The organism is Desulfurococcus sp. (genome assembly GCF_038881575.1).
In the GTDB taxonomy this organism is placed as follows: domain Archaea; phylum Thermoproteota; class Thermoprotei_A; order Sulfolobales; family Desulfurococcaceae; genus Desulfurococcus.
The window spans coordinates 88,666-102,457 of sequence record NZ_JAVZPN010000003.1; the positions used below are offsets into that span (position 1 = coordinate 88,666).

The 13,792-nt window shown below is 46.0% G+C and carries 16 protein-coding genes; 8 read left to right on the forward strand and 8 right to left on the reverse strand.

The window, feature by feature from the left end; translation table 11 throughout:
* Positions 1 to 663 (forward strand): alanine:cation symporter family protein (locus QXV08_RS03895; RefSeq protein ID WP_342821411.1); only part of this gene is annotated, 663 nt, incomplete at its 5' end.
* A 39-nt stretch (positions 664 to 702) separates the two neighbouring features.
* On the opposite strand, the gene tes is transcribed toward QXV08_RS03895, so the two are convergent.
* Positions 703 to 2,421, reverse strand: a complete 1,719-nt coding sequence (gene tes / locus QXV08_RS03900) for a tetraether lipid synthase Tes (protein WP_342786735.1) — start codon at positions 2,419 to 2,421, stop codon at positions 703 to 705.
* Positions 2,422 to 2,512: 91 nt separating this feature from the next.
* Here tes and QXV08_RS03905 point away from each other — a divergent pair, with 91 nt between their 5' ends.
* Genes QXV08_RS03905 through QXV08_RS03920 form a run of 4 tightly spaced genes read left to right on the forward strand, consistent with a single transcriptional unit; the run spans position 2,513 to position 4,874 of the window.
* Complete coding sequence (locus tag QXV08_RS03905) at positions 2,513 to 3,094, forward strand: adenylate kinase family protein (protein WP_342786734.1); 582 nt, start codon at positions 2,513 to 2,515, stop codon at positions 3,092 to 3,094.
* Entirely contained in the window at positions 3,087 to 3,929 is an 843-nt protein-coding gene (locus QXV08_RS03910) for a GTPase (RefSeq protein ID WP_342786733.1), read from the forward strand. The genes QXV08_RS03905 and QXV08_RS03910 overlap by 8 nt, the downstream gene beginning before the upstream one ends.
* Positions 3,904 to 4,104 carry a hypothetical protein gene (locus tag QXV08_RS03915; protein WP_342786732.1) on the forward strand — a complete coding sequence of 67 codons (201 nt, stop codon included), beginning with the start codon at positions 3,904 to 3,906 and terminating at the stop codon, positions 4,102 to 4,104. The genes QXV08_RS03910 and QXV08_RS03915 overlap by 26 nt, the downstream gene beginning before the upstream one ends.
* Positions 4,105 to 4,106: 2 nt before the next feature.
* Entirely contained in the window at positions 4,107 to 4,874 is a 768-nt protein-coding gene (locus tag QXV08_RS03920; protein ID WP_342786731.1) for a HesA/MoeB/ThiF family protein, read from the forward strand.
* Here the strand turns inward: QXV08_RS03920 and QXV08_RS03925 are convergent.
* A complete protein-coding gene (locus QXV08_RS03925; protein WP_342786725.1) occupies positions 4,852 to 5,115 on the reverse strand; it encodes a MoaD/ThiS family protein in 264 nt (87 codons plus the stop codon). The two genes, QXV08_RS03920 and QXV08_RS03925, sit on opposite strands and share 23 nt — an antisense overlap.
* A gap of 119 nt (positions 5,116 to 5,234) precedes the next feature.
* On the opposite strand from QXV08_RS03925, the gene QXV08_RS03930 reads away from it, so the two are divergent.
* Complete coding sequence (locus tag QXV08_RS03930) at positions 5,235 to 5,396, forward strand: hypothetical protein (protein WP_342788390.1); 162 nt, start codon at positions 5,235 to 5,237, stop codon at positions 5,394 to 5,396.
* Between the two features lie 154 nt (positions 5,397 to 5,550).
* On the opposite strand, the gene QXV08_RS03935 is transcribed toward QXV08_RS03930, so the two are convergent.
* The 6 genes from QXV08_RS03935 to QXV08_RS03960 form a co-directional block, all read right to left on the reverse strand.
* A complete protein-coding gene (locus QXV08_RS03935) occupies positions 5,551 to 5,769 on the reverse strand; it encodes a hypothetical protein (protein ID WP_342788134.1) in 219 nt (72 codons plus the stop codon).
* 154 nt (positions 5,770 to 5,923) lie between these two features.
* Positions 5,924 to 6,427, reverse strand: coding sequence for a ferredoxin domain-containing protein (locus tag QXV08_RS03940; RefSeq protein WP_404990997.1), 504 nt, complete (start codon positions 6,425 to 6,427; stop codon positions 5,924 to 5,926).
* Positions 6,428 to 7,390: 963 nt separating this feature from the next.
* Positions 7,391 to 8,311: an ABC transporter permease gene (locus tag QXV08_RS03945; RefSeq protein WP_342788136.1), complete on the reverse strand. Its 921-nt coding sequence runs from the start codon at positions 8,309 to 8,311 to the stop codon at positions 7,391 to 7,393.
* A gap of 1 nt (position 8,312) precedes the next feature.
* Positions 8,313 to 9,341 (reverse strand): ABC transporter permease, encoded by a 1,029-nt coding sequence (locus QXV08_RS03950; RefSeq protein ID WP_342786471.1) that lies wholly within the window; start codon positions 9,339 to 9,341, stop codon positions 8,313 to 8,315.
* Positions 9,334 to 10,836 carry an ABC transporter ATP-binding protein gene (locus QXV08_RS03955; protein WP_342821412.1) on the reverse strand — a complete coding sequence of 501 codons (1,503 nt, stop codon included), beginning with the start codon at positions 10,834 to 10,836 and terminating at the stop codon, positions 9,334 to 9,336. Before QXV08_RS03955 ends, QXV08_RS03950 begins: the two co-directional genes overlap by 8 nt.
* 81 nt (positions 10,837 to 10,917) lie before the next feature.
* Positions 10,918 to 12,177, reverse strand: a complete 1,260-nt coding sequence (locus QXV08_RS03960) for a BMP family protein (protein ID WP_342821413.1) — start codon at positions 12,175 to 12,177, stop codon at positions 10,918 to 10,920.
* A 98-nt stretch (positions 12,178 to 12,275) separates the two neighbouring features.
* Here QXV08_RS03960 and QXV08_RS03965 point away from each other — a divergent pair, with 98 nt between their 5' ends.
* Together QXV08_RS03965 and QXV08_RS03970 are read left to right on the forward strand one after the other, a co-directional pair.
* Positions 12,276 to 13,277, forward strand: a complete 1,002-nt coding sequence (locus QXV08_RS03965) for an alcohol dehydrogenase catalytic domain-containing protein (RefSeq protein WP_342786474.1) — start codon at positions 12,276 to 12,278, stop codon at positions 13,275 to 13,277.
* 43 nt (positions 13,278 to 13,320) lie between these two features.
* Positions 13,321 to 13,761 carry an RpiB/LacA/LacB family sugar-phosphate isomerase gene (locus QXV08_RS03970; protein ID WP_342786531.1) on the forward strand — a complete coding sequence of 147 codons (441 nt, stop codon included), beginning with the start codon at positions 13,321 to 13,323 and terminating at the stop codon, positions 13,759 to 13,761.
* Positions 13,762 to 13,792: the final 31 nt, after the last annotated feature.

Here is a 13,792-nt window from a genome sequence, read left to right on the forward strand (position 1 = left end):
GCTTTCAGTGAGATATTTACTTACGCATTCACACCGCAGGCAGCGGCAGGCGGTCTCTCTGGTTGGCTGGTTTACTCGGCTATCAGATACGGCTTTGCAAGAGGATTGTTCTCCAATGAGGCTGGATTAGGTAGTGCTCCAAACATGTACGCGTATATGTCTGTCGACCACCCTGGTAGAGTAGGCCTCTACGGTATCTTCGAGGTCTTCATGGATACAATAGTCATATGCTCTATGACCGGTATAGTCGATATAGTTACCCGTGTATATATTGAGAGACCAGATCTATCTGGCGCAGCATTGGCTATGGAGGCTTTCTATAGAGCCTATGGGATATGGGCACCTGTAGTACTTGGTATAGCATTAGCGCTTTTCGCGTATACAACCCTGTTGACATGGGAGTGGTATGGCGAGGTCAACTGGATCTACTTCTGGAGTAGAACACTTAAATTACCTGAGAAACCAATGAGGTGGGTGTGGAGGGTTATGTGGGTTATACCCATAATACCTGCAGCGATTGCTGGAGAATTATTCGAAGTATTCTGGAACTTCGCTGATGTGGCAAATGGTCTCATGGCTATACCAAACCTGATAGCTGTCGCGTATTTCACACCAGTGGGTATAGGGCTTATAAGGGACTTCCTAAGGTCTGGAAAAATATAGTCGATTCATACAGTAGTCTTTTTTATTATTAATCATTTATCATGCTTTGGATTGGATTACTCCTTCATATGTTAGCTTATATATTTCACTGGATTCCAGCCTCCTTCTATCTCTGATGTATTTCCTGGTTACCTGTCCTTTTGGCAGACCGTATTTCCTCGAGTATTCTTCAAGTGATATACCGTATTCTTTATGTATTTTATCCCTGTATATATCGTCGAATATATTGAATGCGCAGAAGGGTATTAATCTACCATCTGGCACCGAGTAATGTATATTACATCTCTGAACCCTCTGTATATCGTAGTTGTAGAGGTCCATGAAGTGCATTTGACCCAGGAATAATAGCTTGTAATGGAGCTCGCCCAGTGCATCATAGCTTCGCTTTATTACAATGTTGAATAATAGCTTGTATAAGTCGAATCCCTCAGGCTGCTTGCTTGAGTCAATGAATTTCCTTATGGAGTATAGTAGCCTCAGCCCAACCATATACCTGTTCGACCCAGTTACGAGGTCCTCCCATTTCTCTCTCAGGTACTCGAGTAAACCCTCCACATCCACGAAGCTAGTAATAGGGGTTAGCTTTATCTCGTTGCCTTTTTTCTCGACGTATATATAGGTTCCAACGCCGCATATTGGGTGATTACTCATCTCGAACTTGAATTCGCCGCTGAATCCCTCTATGAACCTTGAGAATAATGCGCTAACGTTTACCGGGAACCATGCATCCCTGGTTACCTGTCCATCGGTCTGCTCCTCTATCAACTTTGCTACTTCTGGTATCGTTATCCTGTATTTCTCCCTCTCATGCTTCTTCATGTATCCAGTAAGGCTCACTGGCTGTAAGTTCACTGCTCTTATGACATCCATGTGTTTAGCAGCGAACCTGACTATAGCCCCGAGCTCATGTGTGTTCACGCCTTTAATAACTGTTGGAACCAGTACAGTGCTGGTCATGCCGGCCTTCCTGAACGTCTCAAGTATGTATGGTACCTCCCAATGGTTCTTCCAGTTTGTTACGGGCGTTACCCCGTCGAAGCTGAGGTATACGGTGTTCACGCCGTTGCTTCTCAGCTCTCTAGCGTACTCAACCGCTTTAACTGGATCCTCTATATATAGCTCGGCGAATCTTATCCCATTAGTATTTAACTGTATGTGTCTTACCCCCTCTTCCTTTAATAGCTTCACGATGTCAACGAGGTCCTCCCTTAATAATGGTTCCCCTCCAGTCAACTGTATTGCAACAGTTACACCCTGCTTCTTAATGCTTCTAACCATCTCCCTTATTTGATCCAGTGTCGGCTCATAGACGTATCCCGAGGCCTCTGAGTAGAAGAAGCAGTACCAGCAGGATAAGTTACATCTATTTGTTATAACCATGTTCACCAGTGCCGTATGCTGTTTATGCATCGGGCACAATCCACAGTTGAATGGGCATAGTGTTTTAACCTGTGTGTATATGTGTCTGGCTCCCCTCCCGTCTTCGGTGTACTTTACAATCCTCTTATAGAAATCTACATCGCCGTAGTATAGTTCCTCGATTTCACCGTGTTCCGGGCAGGTTCTTCTAATATATACCTTCCCCTCTCTCTCAACTATTACAGCTGGGAGAACCCTGTAGCAGTATGGGCAAACACTTGTTGTAAGGGATAATACTTCCTCGCCACTATGTAGCTTCGGCAGGATGTAAACTATTTCCCCGGGCTTCTTTGATGACTCCTGAATACTCAAATCACCCACCAGGTGGTCTATAAACATGTTATAACGGGATCCCTATTTAAAAACTTGGCTTGACTCCGGGTTTGTGTTATAATAAGGGTGACTTCGCTAATAAACCAGGGGTGTTTAAATGGGTAAGATAATAGTGGTAGCTGGGGTGCCTGGTACAGGGAAGACCAGTGTATCAAGGGAGCTGGCCTCCTTGACGGGGTTTCAGTTAATCGAGCTTGGGAGGTATGCCTTGGAGAGAGGACTAGTTACTGGTTTCGACAATGAGAGAGGTAGCTATGTGATAGATGAGGATGCTTTGTCGCGTGAGGTGTCAATGCTTGCGGGAAGCAGTGAAGGCTATATCATAGTTAGCACCCATTACCCTGAGATCCTGGATCCCAGCGTAGTTGAAAAAGTATTCGTGCTGAGAACGCATCCCCTGGTGCTGGAGAAGAGGCTTGAGTCGAGGGGATGGGACAGGAGGAAGATCAATGAGAACGTGATGGCCGAGATACTTGGTGTTGTATCATATAATGCGTTAACAGTGTTCGGGGAGGAAAAGATATATGAGATCGATACGTCTAACACTACACCAGGCGAGGTAGCGGGGCTCATAGCTAATGCATTAAGCAACAAGACTGTTATTCCCTCAGGCATCAGAATAGACTGGCTCTCAGTACTCTCAGCCGAGGAGTTATCGAGGTTTGAGAGCTATGAGTAGGGGAGGATTCATACTAGCATCGTGGAGCCAGCTAGATAGAATGATCTCCAGGGTAGACGTCGTCTTAATGGTGCTGGATGCAAGGGATCCCTTAAACACGTTCAGTAAGAGGCTTGAATCCATTGTTAGGAAAAAAGGGAAAAAGCTGATCCTGGTGTTAAACAAGTCCGACCTGGTTCCCAGGAACGTGGCAGAGGAGTGGAAGAGGTACTTCATGGAGAAAGGATATACAACAGTCTACATGGCTGCTGCTAGACACATGGGTACCCTCAGGCTCAGGAGGACTATACGTAGAGTAGCCCCCTCGCTGCCAACGATAGTGGCTGTAACAGGGTATCCTAAGGTCGGTAAGTCATCTATTATAAACGGGTTGAAGGGGAGGCATTCAGCCCCGACAAGTCCATACCCTGGAAGCCCAGGCTACACGAGGCACTTCCAATTATACCGTGTAGACAAGGATATACTGCTGGTCGACTCGCCTGGAGTGATACCTGTCGAAGGAGGAGAGCTTGAAAGGGTGATAAGGGGTTATCCAATAGAGAAGCTCGAGGACCCTGTTCTCCCGGCTATAAAGCTCATCGAGAGGATAATGACCTACCACCCTGACGCATTCATGGAGGCTTATGGTGTCAGTGAAAGGGATCCCTTGAGGATCCTTGAGGAGATAGCTGTGAGGCACGGGTGGTTCTATAAAACTACCAGGGAGCCTTTGATCGAGGAGGCAGCTAGGAAGGTGATTAGGGATTACCATGATGGAGCCGTGAAATTCTATATAAGACCGGCTTGGATCAGAGATATTGGTGAGCCACGTGATCAAGGTGAGGGTGACCGGTGAGCAGGCACCTAGAATACTGGATGCCGGAGAGATAAGTGTTTCAGAGCTACTTAGGAGGCTGGGGCTCTCTAAATCAGAGCACATAGTGTTAAGGGAGGGGGTCCCTCTAACAGAGGACGATGTCATCAGGGATGGAGACGAGGTAGTTGTATACCTGGTTAAATCAGGTGGCTAGGGATGAGTCTAAGCAGTGTAGAGTATGAGAGGTATAGTAGGCAGTTGCCAATAATAGGCGTGGAGGGGCAGTTGAAGCTTAAGAAGACAAGTATCCTTGTCGCCGGTGCCGGCGGCCTCGCATCCACGATACTCTATTATTTAACAGCGGCTGGGGTTGGGAGGATAGTGTTCATCGATGACGGATTGGTGGAGCTGAGTAATCTCCAGAGGCAGATACTATACAATACTGAGGACATAGGGAGACCGAAGGTACGGGCTTCATATGAGAAACTAAGGAGGCTGAATCCAGATGTAACGCTGGAACCCATACAGGCGACTATAAGTAGGGAACTCCTGGATAAACTAGTCCCCAGTGTGGATATAGTCGTCGATGCCCTAGATAACTGGGAGACACGATTCCTGCTCGACGAGTCTGCATGGAGGTATGGAAAACCACTTGTCCACGCTGGGGTTGGAGAGTATTATGGACAATTAACGGTTGTGATACCTGGTAAAACCCCCTGTCTTAGATACTTGTTCCGCAGTGTTGGGGGAGGCGAGAGGGGAAGGGTCATAGTCATGGCACATATACCGGGCTTGCTTGGATTGCTAGAGGTAAACGAAGTATTTAAGCTCATACTGGGCTACGGCTCTCCATTAGCCGGTAAAATACTATTATTCAATGCGAAAACCCCTTCGATAGACCTTGTTGAAGTGAAGTATGAGAATAGTGAAGAAATAGAAAAATACTGTGGCGAACCCGGAGTCAACCACCCATCTCGGGAGTAACCAGTGTTATCCTATCACCGTCTTTCAAAGGAGTATCCGGGGATAGAACCGGCTTATCGTTTACGAGTGTCACGAATATGTAGTGTCCATCAATATATCTCTCGTAGAGCAGTGGATTGGTTTTCTCGCTGAGAACCCTAATGGCATCTCTTAGCATGGCGCCCTCGGGGAGCTCTAGCTCCACTATGCTTCTACCAGTGTAATCGCTCGCCCTTCCCAGCGTGATCACTGTGATTCTCATGTGTAGTCCTCTCCTCTAGCTACTACTATCCTTACTGCTCTCTTAAATCTTAACACGGTTATACAGCTTCAACCATGTGAAACGCTTCTATCGCCACCTACGATATCACATCATCCTCGATGATTGGGCAATTTCCGAACACCGCCGTAGAGAACTTTCAGAGACGGGCAACCAGTGAGCCTATGTCCCTTAAAGAAGCATGGGTTTCAAGCGATTTATTCGCATCCAATATTGACAAGTTACGTATGCAGGCTTGTGAATTAGTGTGGAAGTATAGATGAGCTAATAATGGGCATCGTTGATCCATCTATTATAAGGCTCGTCACTAAGAGTTCATCTCACTGGTGGACCTATATCAAGAACCCAGGGATAGTATTCATATACCTATCATTCCTCGCGAAGATGGTGGGGAGTTATGGAGTACTAAGATGAGGGTTAGCCACCGAGGAATTCCTCTATTATTAGGATACGGTTTCTACTTGTTATCTTCATAGTGTAGTCCTCTACGAGCTTGTCATCTACTAGTACTATGATGTTGTTTCCTGTAAGCTTGTCTCTAGCTGATTCCACTAGGTCTACTACCCGGGCTTCCTCAGCGTCTATGCATAGGGTTTCGCCTTGTGGAAGTATCTTGGCGCATATCACTTTTACCACTTTTGAAATTTATTGGTTACTTGGTATCTATATATATTTTGGAATTGGTTCCCGGGTGTTTTTGAATCAACCAAGTGTTATTTCACTCGGTAAGCGAGATCATATTGTGTGAGGTTAGGTATGTTGAAAAAACAAGTCTACAGGGTTCACTAGGTTACTTGGGGAATTTCCTGTCGAAGTATATGTTCTTGCCTTTAACTGATAATGGTATCCCGTACACGATGTCAGCGTCTATTAACCCTAGCTCCTGGGCTGCCACGCCTATAGAGTACATTATCCTATTGTCTATGTTTAGCAGTGATGCTGTCTTGACTGCTGAACCCAGTGCTATGCCCAGGTTTACTATTGAGTTAACGGTGTCTGCGTCGAGCACCCATTTCTCCGGCTTAGCTAGGTTGAGCCCGGTTATTTTGCAGCCTATTAGTACCACTGCGTCGCTATTCAACACGTTCTCAGCGTCTCTCTCGAAGAACATACCGTACTTTCCTGCGAGTTTCTTCATGTACCCTGCCAACGCCTCGAGCTCCTGTTTCTCGGTTATAATGGCTGATACTATGTTGTCTATGCCTCGTGCCTTAGGCGCTGTCTTGGCTGATGCGAGCATTAGTGATGCAACGGTTTCAACGGCTTTCTTGAATGCTTCCTGCTCGGTTATCAAGCCTACCACCATGTTACGCTATAGATCTCTACTTAAGGATATATAATCAGTGGTCTCCATGCCGGCCCCCTAATCCCTTGATTACTGTGCTATATTTGTAAATCATGTACATGGCTTGTCTAAGTATGCAGGGATCGGTTAACCATGTATTGATCAATAAGGGTAGTTAATCGCTTATTAACTGGAAGAGTGTCAAGTTAACCAGTGATCCAACCATGGTGTGGAGGCGATCACTCCTCATGGACGGGCATCTATTAGATGCTACATGGTTCCCGGGGCTTCACGGCAGTGAGGATAAGTGTACATGAATATGTATCAGGGTTAAATAGTATTATACATGGATACAGAGGTATGCTCGATAATACCCATGAAACCTGAACAACTGCCCCGTCTACTCGAGCACCTATATCAAATAACAGGGCCTTGCCTTGATCGGCTTCAATAGGTAATACCATCATGATCATGCATAGTAATATGGTTAATGTATTGTAGTAATATAATTATAATCCTAGATAACTAGTTTTGTACAATATATCAAGGATTGCAACATGAATACCGATTTAGTAAGGTATTACCCTTGGAAGGTAATCTAGTCAAGGGACCCCCAAGGGATATAGGTGCATTAAAGATTATCTTCCTAGATCACTTTTCAAGGGTAATACCGTTGTAGATGAGTCATACATGAATAATACATGATATAATGATTCATGAATAGATTATATTATTATGAGTGATTGCTTCTAAATCATAAATACTTAACTATGTTTCATGATTATTGATAGAGATATGTAAAATAGTTAATATTGAATAATAATTAAAATCAAGTAATCAAGTACATGACTATGAATTAATTAATTGAATATAGATGTAAAAAACAATATAAAACAATGAATTGGATCTATTGATGGAGACTACTTAATCAATAAGCAGAGATGTAATCAATTAACTTGTAATATACCACTGTTACTCCTTTATGTACGGCTTACCCAGGGCCCTCGGCATCCTGATCTTCTTCATTATCACGGTTATCACAATAATAGTCGCAACATAAGGCATCATCTTGAAGAGATATGTTTCAGCAGTAAACTGCCTGCCCAGCATGGATTGAAGCTGTATCGGTAGGCTTATCGATAACGCCTCGAAGAACCCGAAGAGCAGTGCACCGGCAACAGCCATCGCGGGGTTCCAGTTACTGAATGCCTCATTAGCCAGGGCAATGAAGCCTCTCCCAGCCGTCGTCGCCTTAGTATAGTTCCCGAACCACTCGGCTGAAAGAAAGACTCCACCTAAACCCATCACAACCGCTCCGAGAACAGTTGCTAGGAGCCTGGTCCTGAAGACATTGATTCCCATCGCCTCTGCTGCACGTGGCTCGTCACCACACGCCTTCAGGATGAGCCCGTACCTCGTCTTCTCGAGGATAAACCACTCGGCGAACCCGATGAGGATTGCTGCTATGGAGAATAATGGGATGATGAAGACTTTCCCGCCTATGGCTAACTGTAATCCCTGTAGCTTCTGTATCTGGGGGGTCTGGGAGTAGTCTCCCCATGTCGTCACCATCATTACTATTGTTAATCCGGCTGCAACCATGTTGAAGCCTACGCCGATAATCACCTGGTCTCCTCTGAGGTATACGGAGATCAAGCCGTGGATTAAGCCCGCTAACCCGCTTACCATCAGGGCTAGGAGGATGCCTATAGCCAGGTTCCCTGAGGCCAGGGTGAAGTATACTGTGGAGAAAGCCGATAATATGAAGATGCCTTCGACACCTATATTCACCACGCCGCTTTTCTCATTGATTATGGCTCCAAGCGCTCCCAGCAACACTACTGTAGCTGAATACAGTGTGTTCTCGATTAAGGCTATAAGGATATCTATCATTCTACCCCCTCCTCAACTTGGATACTAGTAGCTCGTAGGTGTAGGTAGCTGATAAAGCAATAACTATGATACCTATGACTACATCGGTTAAGTAGGGGGGTGCCCCGGTACGTAGCTCAACCCATTGCCCGCCGAATTGGAGTCCACTTATAAATAACCCGGCTAACACCACCCCGATAGGGTTATTCCTCCCAAGTAAGCCTATACCTATACCGAGGAAGCCGAGGCCGTAGATAGCGGACATCGTCGTATCAATCGAGTATATGACTGAGAGCACGAAGAGCGCGCCCCCGAGTCCAGCGATCGCTCCAGAAATAAACATAGCGGTTATAAAGATCTTCTCTAAGTTGAACCCGGCGTAAACAGCCGCCTTAGGATTCAGACCGGCAACCCTTATAGAGTAGCCGAGCGAGCTATACCTTAACACGATATATGTCAGTACAGCTACTCCAACAATCATTGCGAAGCCAAGGACATTGGGTATCCTGGAGGATGCGGGCACGAAGACACTCATGTGGGAGTAGATTGGGTCAGTGAACCTTGAGACAATTAAGTAGAGCACTAGATAGTAGGTGGCCCAGTTCATCATTATCGCGACTACAACCTCGTTAACACTCCTCCGCGCCCTCAAATACCCTATTATAAAGCCCCAGAATCCCCCTGCCAAGGCCCCTGATACCAGGCCTGTTACAGAGGATAACACGGGTTGACCGGTGGCGTTATATATAATATATGTTGACGCAAGCCCTGTGAAGGCACCTATGTACAGCTGGGACTCACCCCCTATATTGAATAACCCGGCTAAGGAGGGTATAGAGAACGCGAGCCCTGTTGCGATCACTGGTATGCTTTGCTTCATCAATACCTCTATATTCCTGAATCCCTCGCTGAACAGGATACTGATAACGGGGAATGGTTCATACCCGTTGAACAACAATATGACTACGGCTACCGCGAAGCCCACCAGGAGTGAGACAGCTTCCTCTATAATCACCTTGACTATCCTCATGTAGTTGAAGGCCTCAGGCACTGACACCACCCATTAAAAGCCCTAGCTTTTCAAGGGTAAATTCCTCTGTTCTTCCCTCACCAATTACTCTGCCCTCGTACATCACGATTATTCTATCGCTTAACTGAATCACCTCGTCTAGGTCCGTGGATATCAAGAGTATTCCAACCCCCCTGGTCTTAAGCTCCAGTAGCTTTCTCCGTATAAACTCTGTCGAGGCGACATCCACGCCTTGAGTAGGCTCGGAAACCACGAGGATCCTTGGCTTCTTCACTAGCTCCCTGCCAACCAGGAGCTTTTGCTGATTTCCCCCGCTGAGATGCTTCACCATAGTATAGGGGTTGGGAGGGTTGATATCGTACTCCCTGATTATTTTAAGAGCGGTCTCCACTGCCCTACCCCAGTCTATGAAACCGTATCTCCCAATGTAACTATACGTGCTCGTTAACACCGAGTTCTCGATAATATTCATTTCATGGATTAACCCGTTCCTCCTGCTTTCAGGAACATATGATATACCCAGCTTGTATCTACTCATAGGGTCAAGCATGGTGATATCCCTCGAGTCAAGGATTATCCTACCCCGGTAAGGCCTCCTTAACCCAGCAATAGCCTCTGCCAGCTCTGTCTGGCCATTGCCTTGAACACCAGCTACTCCAATGATTTCCCCTTCCCTTACCGAGAGATTAATGCCTTTCAAGACATCTACTCCCTCACTGCTTCTAACCCATAGATCCTCTATCCTCAATACTTCCCGACCGGGCTGAATGCCAGGGGGCTTCTCCAAGACTAGTTCAACATCCCTGGCAACCATCATTCTAGCTAACTGGGCCTCAGTGACCTCGCTAGTCCTCACCGTCCCCACTTTAACCCCTCTCCTGAGAACTGTTACTCTATCGGTTACAGCCTTGACCTCTCTAAGCTTATGTGTAATCAATATTATCGTCATCCCCTTCTCCTTTAACCTCTTCAGGGATTGAAATAACTCCTCCACTTCAAGAGGTGTTAACACGCTTGTGGGCTCGTCGAGTATAAGTATACGTGCATCCCTTATGAGGGCTTTAAGTATCTCGACCCTCTGCTGGACACCGGCAGGGAGCTCCTCAACCACTTTGTCAAGGGGTATCTTTAACCCTGTCTCACCGATCAACTTCTTGGCTCGTGCCTCGACCTCGCTTCTAGTAATACGTGGATTAATAGTTGCTAAGGCAAGGTAGAGGTTATCCAGCACCGTCATCGTTGGGACAAGGGAGAAATGCTGGTATATCATTGCCATGCCCTGCTTAATAGCATCCCTTGGATTCCTGTATCTAACTCTTTTACCGAGTACCTTGATCTCCCCCTCTGTTGGACGTATCTCACCGTAAAGTATACGCATTAAAGTGGTTTTACCGGCCCCGTTTTCCCCGAGTAACCCGTGTATCTCCCCTTCCTCAGCCTCGAAATCGACTCCATGTAAAGCTATTACGCCGTCAGGGTAAATCTTTCTAATACCGTGCATTTCAACAGTCTTCATAGTCGGACGCCTATAAAGAGGCCTATGTTATTCCTGTTTCATTGAGAAAAGAGATGAATGGATAAAAAGTTTTCTTCTTCTCTAGACGCTTCCCTTGCTTAAAGCTGCATTTAAGTCTCCGTTCTTGAGGGCATTCACTATTTGAGCGTATTCATCCTCTGTGGAGGGATTCTTGAATGCTATCTGTCCACTTATAATTAGTTGCTCTAATTCACTCATCACGCTCCAACCAGTCTCCGTGATATAGGTGTTCCTGGTTTCATTAACTATTCTTACAACATCATTCGGTGTGAGCCCGGTTTCCAGCTTGCTCTGGTTGTAAGCTATCTCCGCGAAGTATTTAACGCCATCGAGATCCCATATACCTACTCCACCATCTTTCAACCCTAACACATGTATTCCAGGGATCCACTTGTTTTCAACAACCATTTTAATGACATCATATACTGCTATATCAACTCTTTTAGCACCGCTTATAGGCATATATCTCGGCATATACCACTCCTGGCTGGCGTCTTGGCCTATGGCTAATGCAACCCCTTTACCCTGCTTATTCCAGTCTCGTACAGCATCGAACATTCCAACATGTGTTAAGCCGGCTAAACCGTAGAGTACGCATGCTCCCTCCTGCAGCATTGATGTAGCATACTGGTATCCCTTCTGAGTATCACCGAATGTACTCGTGTACTCCCAGAGGAAGCCTATGGTCTTATTTGTTTTCATCTCATAGTATTTAACACCGAATAAGTAGCCTATGTGGAATCTCCATAGAGGCGGTATAGACATACCGGCTACAGCACCTACCTTGTTACACCCTATTTTAGAAGCCATGTCAGCTGCTAAAACACCTACTAGCGCCCCTACTTCTTGTTCAGAGAATAAGATATCGACCTCGTTAGATCTATTGATGAACGTGGATGAATCAATTAAAGCATACTTCTGGTTAGGGTATTTATCAGCTGTAGCGTTCAACGGGGATGTCCATAGGAATCCAACCAATACTATCAAGTCGTATTCGCCGCTGGCCGATAGTGACTCCAATAGATCCTGCATCTTAGCCTGGCTCTGCGGAGTCGTGTATTCAACCTGTATATTGAAGTCCCTTACGGCTTTCTCAGCACCAAGCCACGCCATATCGTTGAAGCTTAGGTCTCCTCTCCCACCTACATCAAAGAGTATTGCAACCTTGATAGGTTTACTAGTTGTTGTGGTTGTTGCGGTTGTTGCGGTTGTTGTGGTGGAGGGGGATGCATAGTTATAGTAGTAGTATACCCCTATTGATGCCACTATGATGACTACTATTACAACTAATACAAGGGTTTTCATAGCTAGGGATCTCATCAGCTCACCTCTTATTGATAATTTAAGTAATGACAGTAAATAAATATAAAAACATATTATGTTTCTTAGATACATTACAACATGTATGGGGATACAGTGTGAAGGCTCTTCTACTCCTCGGTGCAAGAGATCTAAGGCTTGAAGAAGTTGAAGAACCGAGACCTGCTCCAGAATGGGTCCTCATCAAAGTTGAGAGGGTTGGTATCTGTGGAACGGATAAAGCCATGTACTCGGGGACATATAAGTTACTTAAGAAGCCCCTTATTCCGGGTCACGAGGTTTCAGGTATAGTTGTCGATGTTGGTGAAGGGGTTCCAAGGGATCTCGTAGGGCACAGGGTTACAACCGAGATAAATGTCTACTGTGGTAGGTGCTGGTATTGTAGAAACGGAATGCACACTCATTGCCCCTACAGGGAGACCATAGGGATAACGCGTGATGGAGGTATGGCAGAATACATGGTGACGAGGCGGGATCTTATCCATGTAGTCGATGACTTAACACCACTTCAGGTAGCATTTATTGAGCCTCTTGCAGCAGTGGTCGAGATGATTGAGATGGAGCCAGTTAAACCATTAAGCAGAGTTGCAGTTATAGGTGTTGGGGCGATTGGGTTACTCGCCATACAGGTGCTCAAACTATTCGAGCCAGAGCTCCTGGTAGCTGTCTCGAGGCCTGGTTCTCCGAAGGCTCACCTAGCCAGGGAGCTTGGAGCAGATTTAGTCGTGGATTACCAGGGGCTTAGTGAAGTAGTTAAGAAGGATACCCCGGAGGGGCAGGGATTCGACTATGTCGTTGAGGCCACTGGTAGCTCCAGCGGCTTAGAAGTAGCGCTTGACGTAGCTAGACCGAGAGGCGTCGTTGCATTAAAGTCAACCCATGGCTCCTTGGTGAGCTTTGATCAGACCAAGGCTGTTGTAAAGGAGTTAAAGCTATCGACGTCCAGGTGCGGTCCCTTCGATAAAGCAATAAGCCTGCTGAGGAGAAGAAAAGTGGTTGTCGATAAACTAGTTACCTCAGAATATCCGTTGACAAGGGGTGTTGAAGCCTTCGAGAAGAGTTTTGAGAGAGACCAGGTGAAAATACACCTGGTCACCTAGGTTTATTTTATGTTTGAATAATTATTCTAGGAGGGATGAATCCATGCGTGTAGCGGTTGGATCAGATGACATATATAGTGTTGCAAGATTCATCGTGGACTACCTGAGGAAGAAGGGATTTGAGGTTAAACTAGTCGGCGCCCTCGCGACGGGAAAGCCGTATCCATGGCCCGATGTAGGCTTTGAGGTGGGTTCCATGGTGGCTAGAGGCGAGGTAGATTACGGCATTGTTATATGTTACACTGGTACAGGTGTATCGATAGCAGCCAATAAGATCAAGGGAGTTAGGGCAGCACTCGTCACAGACGCCAGGAACGCTGAGGGAGCTAGGAGATGGAATGACGCCAATGTCCTCGCGTTAAGTGCCAGGTTAACCAGTGAGGAGCTGGCTAAGGAGATAGTGGATGCATTCTTTAATACTAGGGAAATAGATTCATCTGAGGTAGAGAACATAGAGAAGCTAAAGGCTATTGATAGTGCTTGATAGATTTCAACCACTAGATAAAATAGTTATC

What these genes read in the sequence shown, in the direction of transcription:
- QXV08_RS03945 (WP_342788136.1), bottom strand. Translation starts at nt 8,311, where the DNA reads ATGATAGATATCCTTATAGCCTTAATCGAGAACACACTGTATTCAGCT.
- QXV08_RS03910 (WP_342786733.1), top strand. Translation starts at nt 3,087, where the DNA reads ATGAGTAGGGGAGGATTCATACTAGCATCGTGGAGCCAGCTAGATAGA.
- QXV08_RS03970 (WP_342786531.1), top strand. Translation starts at nt 13,321, where the DNA reads ATGCGTGTAGCGGTTGGATCAGATGACATATATAGTGTTGCAAGATTC.
- QXV08_RS03905 (WP_342786734.1), top strand. Translation starts at nt 2,513, where the DNA reads ATGGGTAAGATAATAGTGGTAGCTGGGGTGCCTGGTACAGGGAAGACC.
- QXV08_RS03920 (WP_342786731.1), top strand. Translation starts at nt 4,107, where the DNA reads ATGAGTCTAAGCAGTGTAGAGTATGAGAGGTATAGTAGGCAGTTGCCA.
- QXV08_RS03960 (WP_342821413.1), bottom strand. Translation starts at nt 12,177, where the DNA reads ATGAGATCCCTAGCTATGAAAACCCTTGTATTAGTTGTAATAGTAGTC.
- QXV08_RS03930 (WP_342788390.1), top strand. Translation starts at nt 5,235, where the DNA reads ATGATTGGGCAATTTCCGAACACCGCCGTAGAGAACTTTCAGAGACGG.
- tes (WP_342786735.1), bottom strand. Translation starts at nt 2,421, where the DNA reads ATGTTTATAGACCACCTGGTGGGTGATTTGAGTATTCAGGAGTCATCA.
- QXV08_RS03955 (WP_342821412.1), bottom strand. Translation starts at nt 10,836, where the DNA reads ATGAAGACTGTTGAAATGCACGGTATTAGAAAGATTTACCCTGACGGC.
- QXV08_RS03925 (WP_342786725.1), bottom strand. Translation starts at nt 5,115, where the DNA reads ATGAGAATCACAGTGATCACGCTGGGAAGGGCGAGCGATTACACTGGT.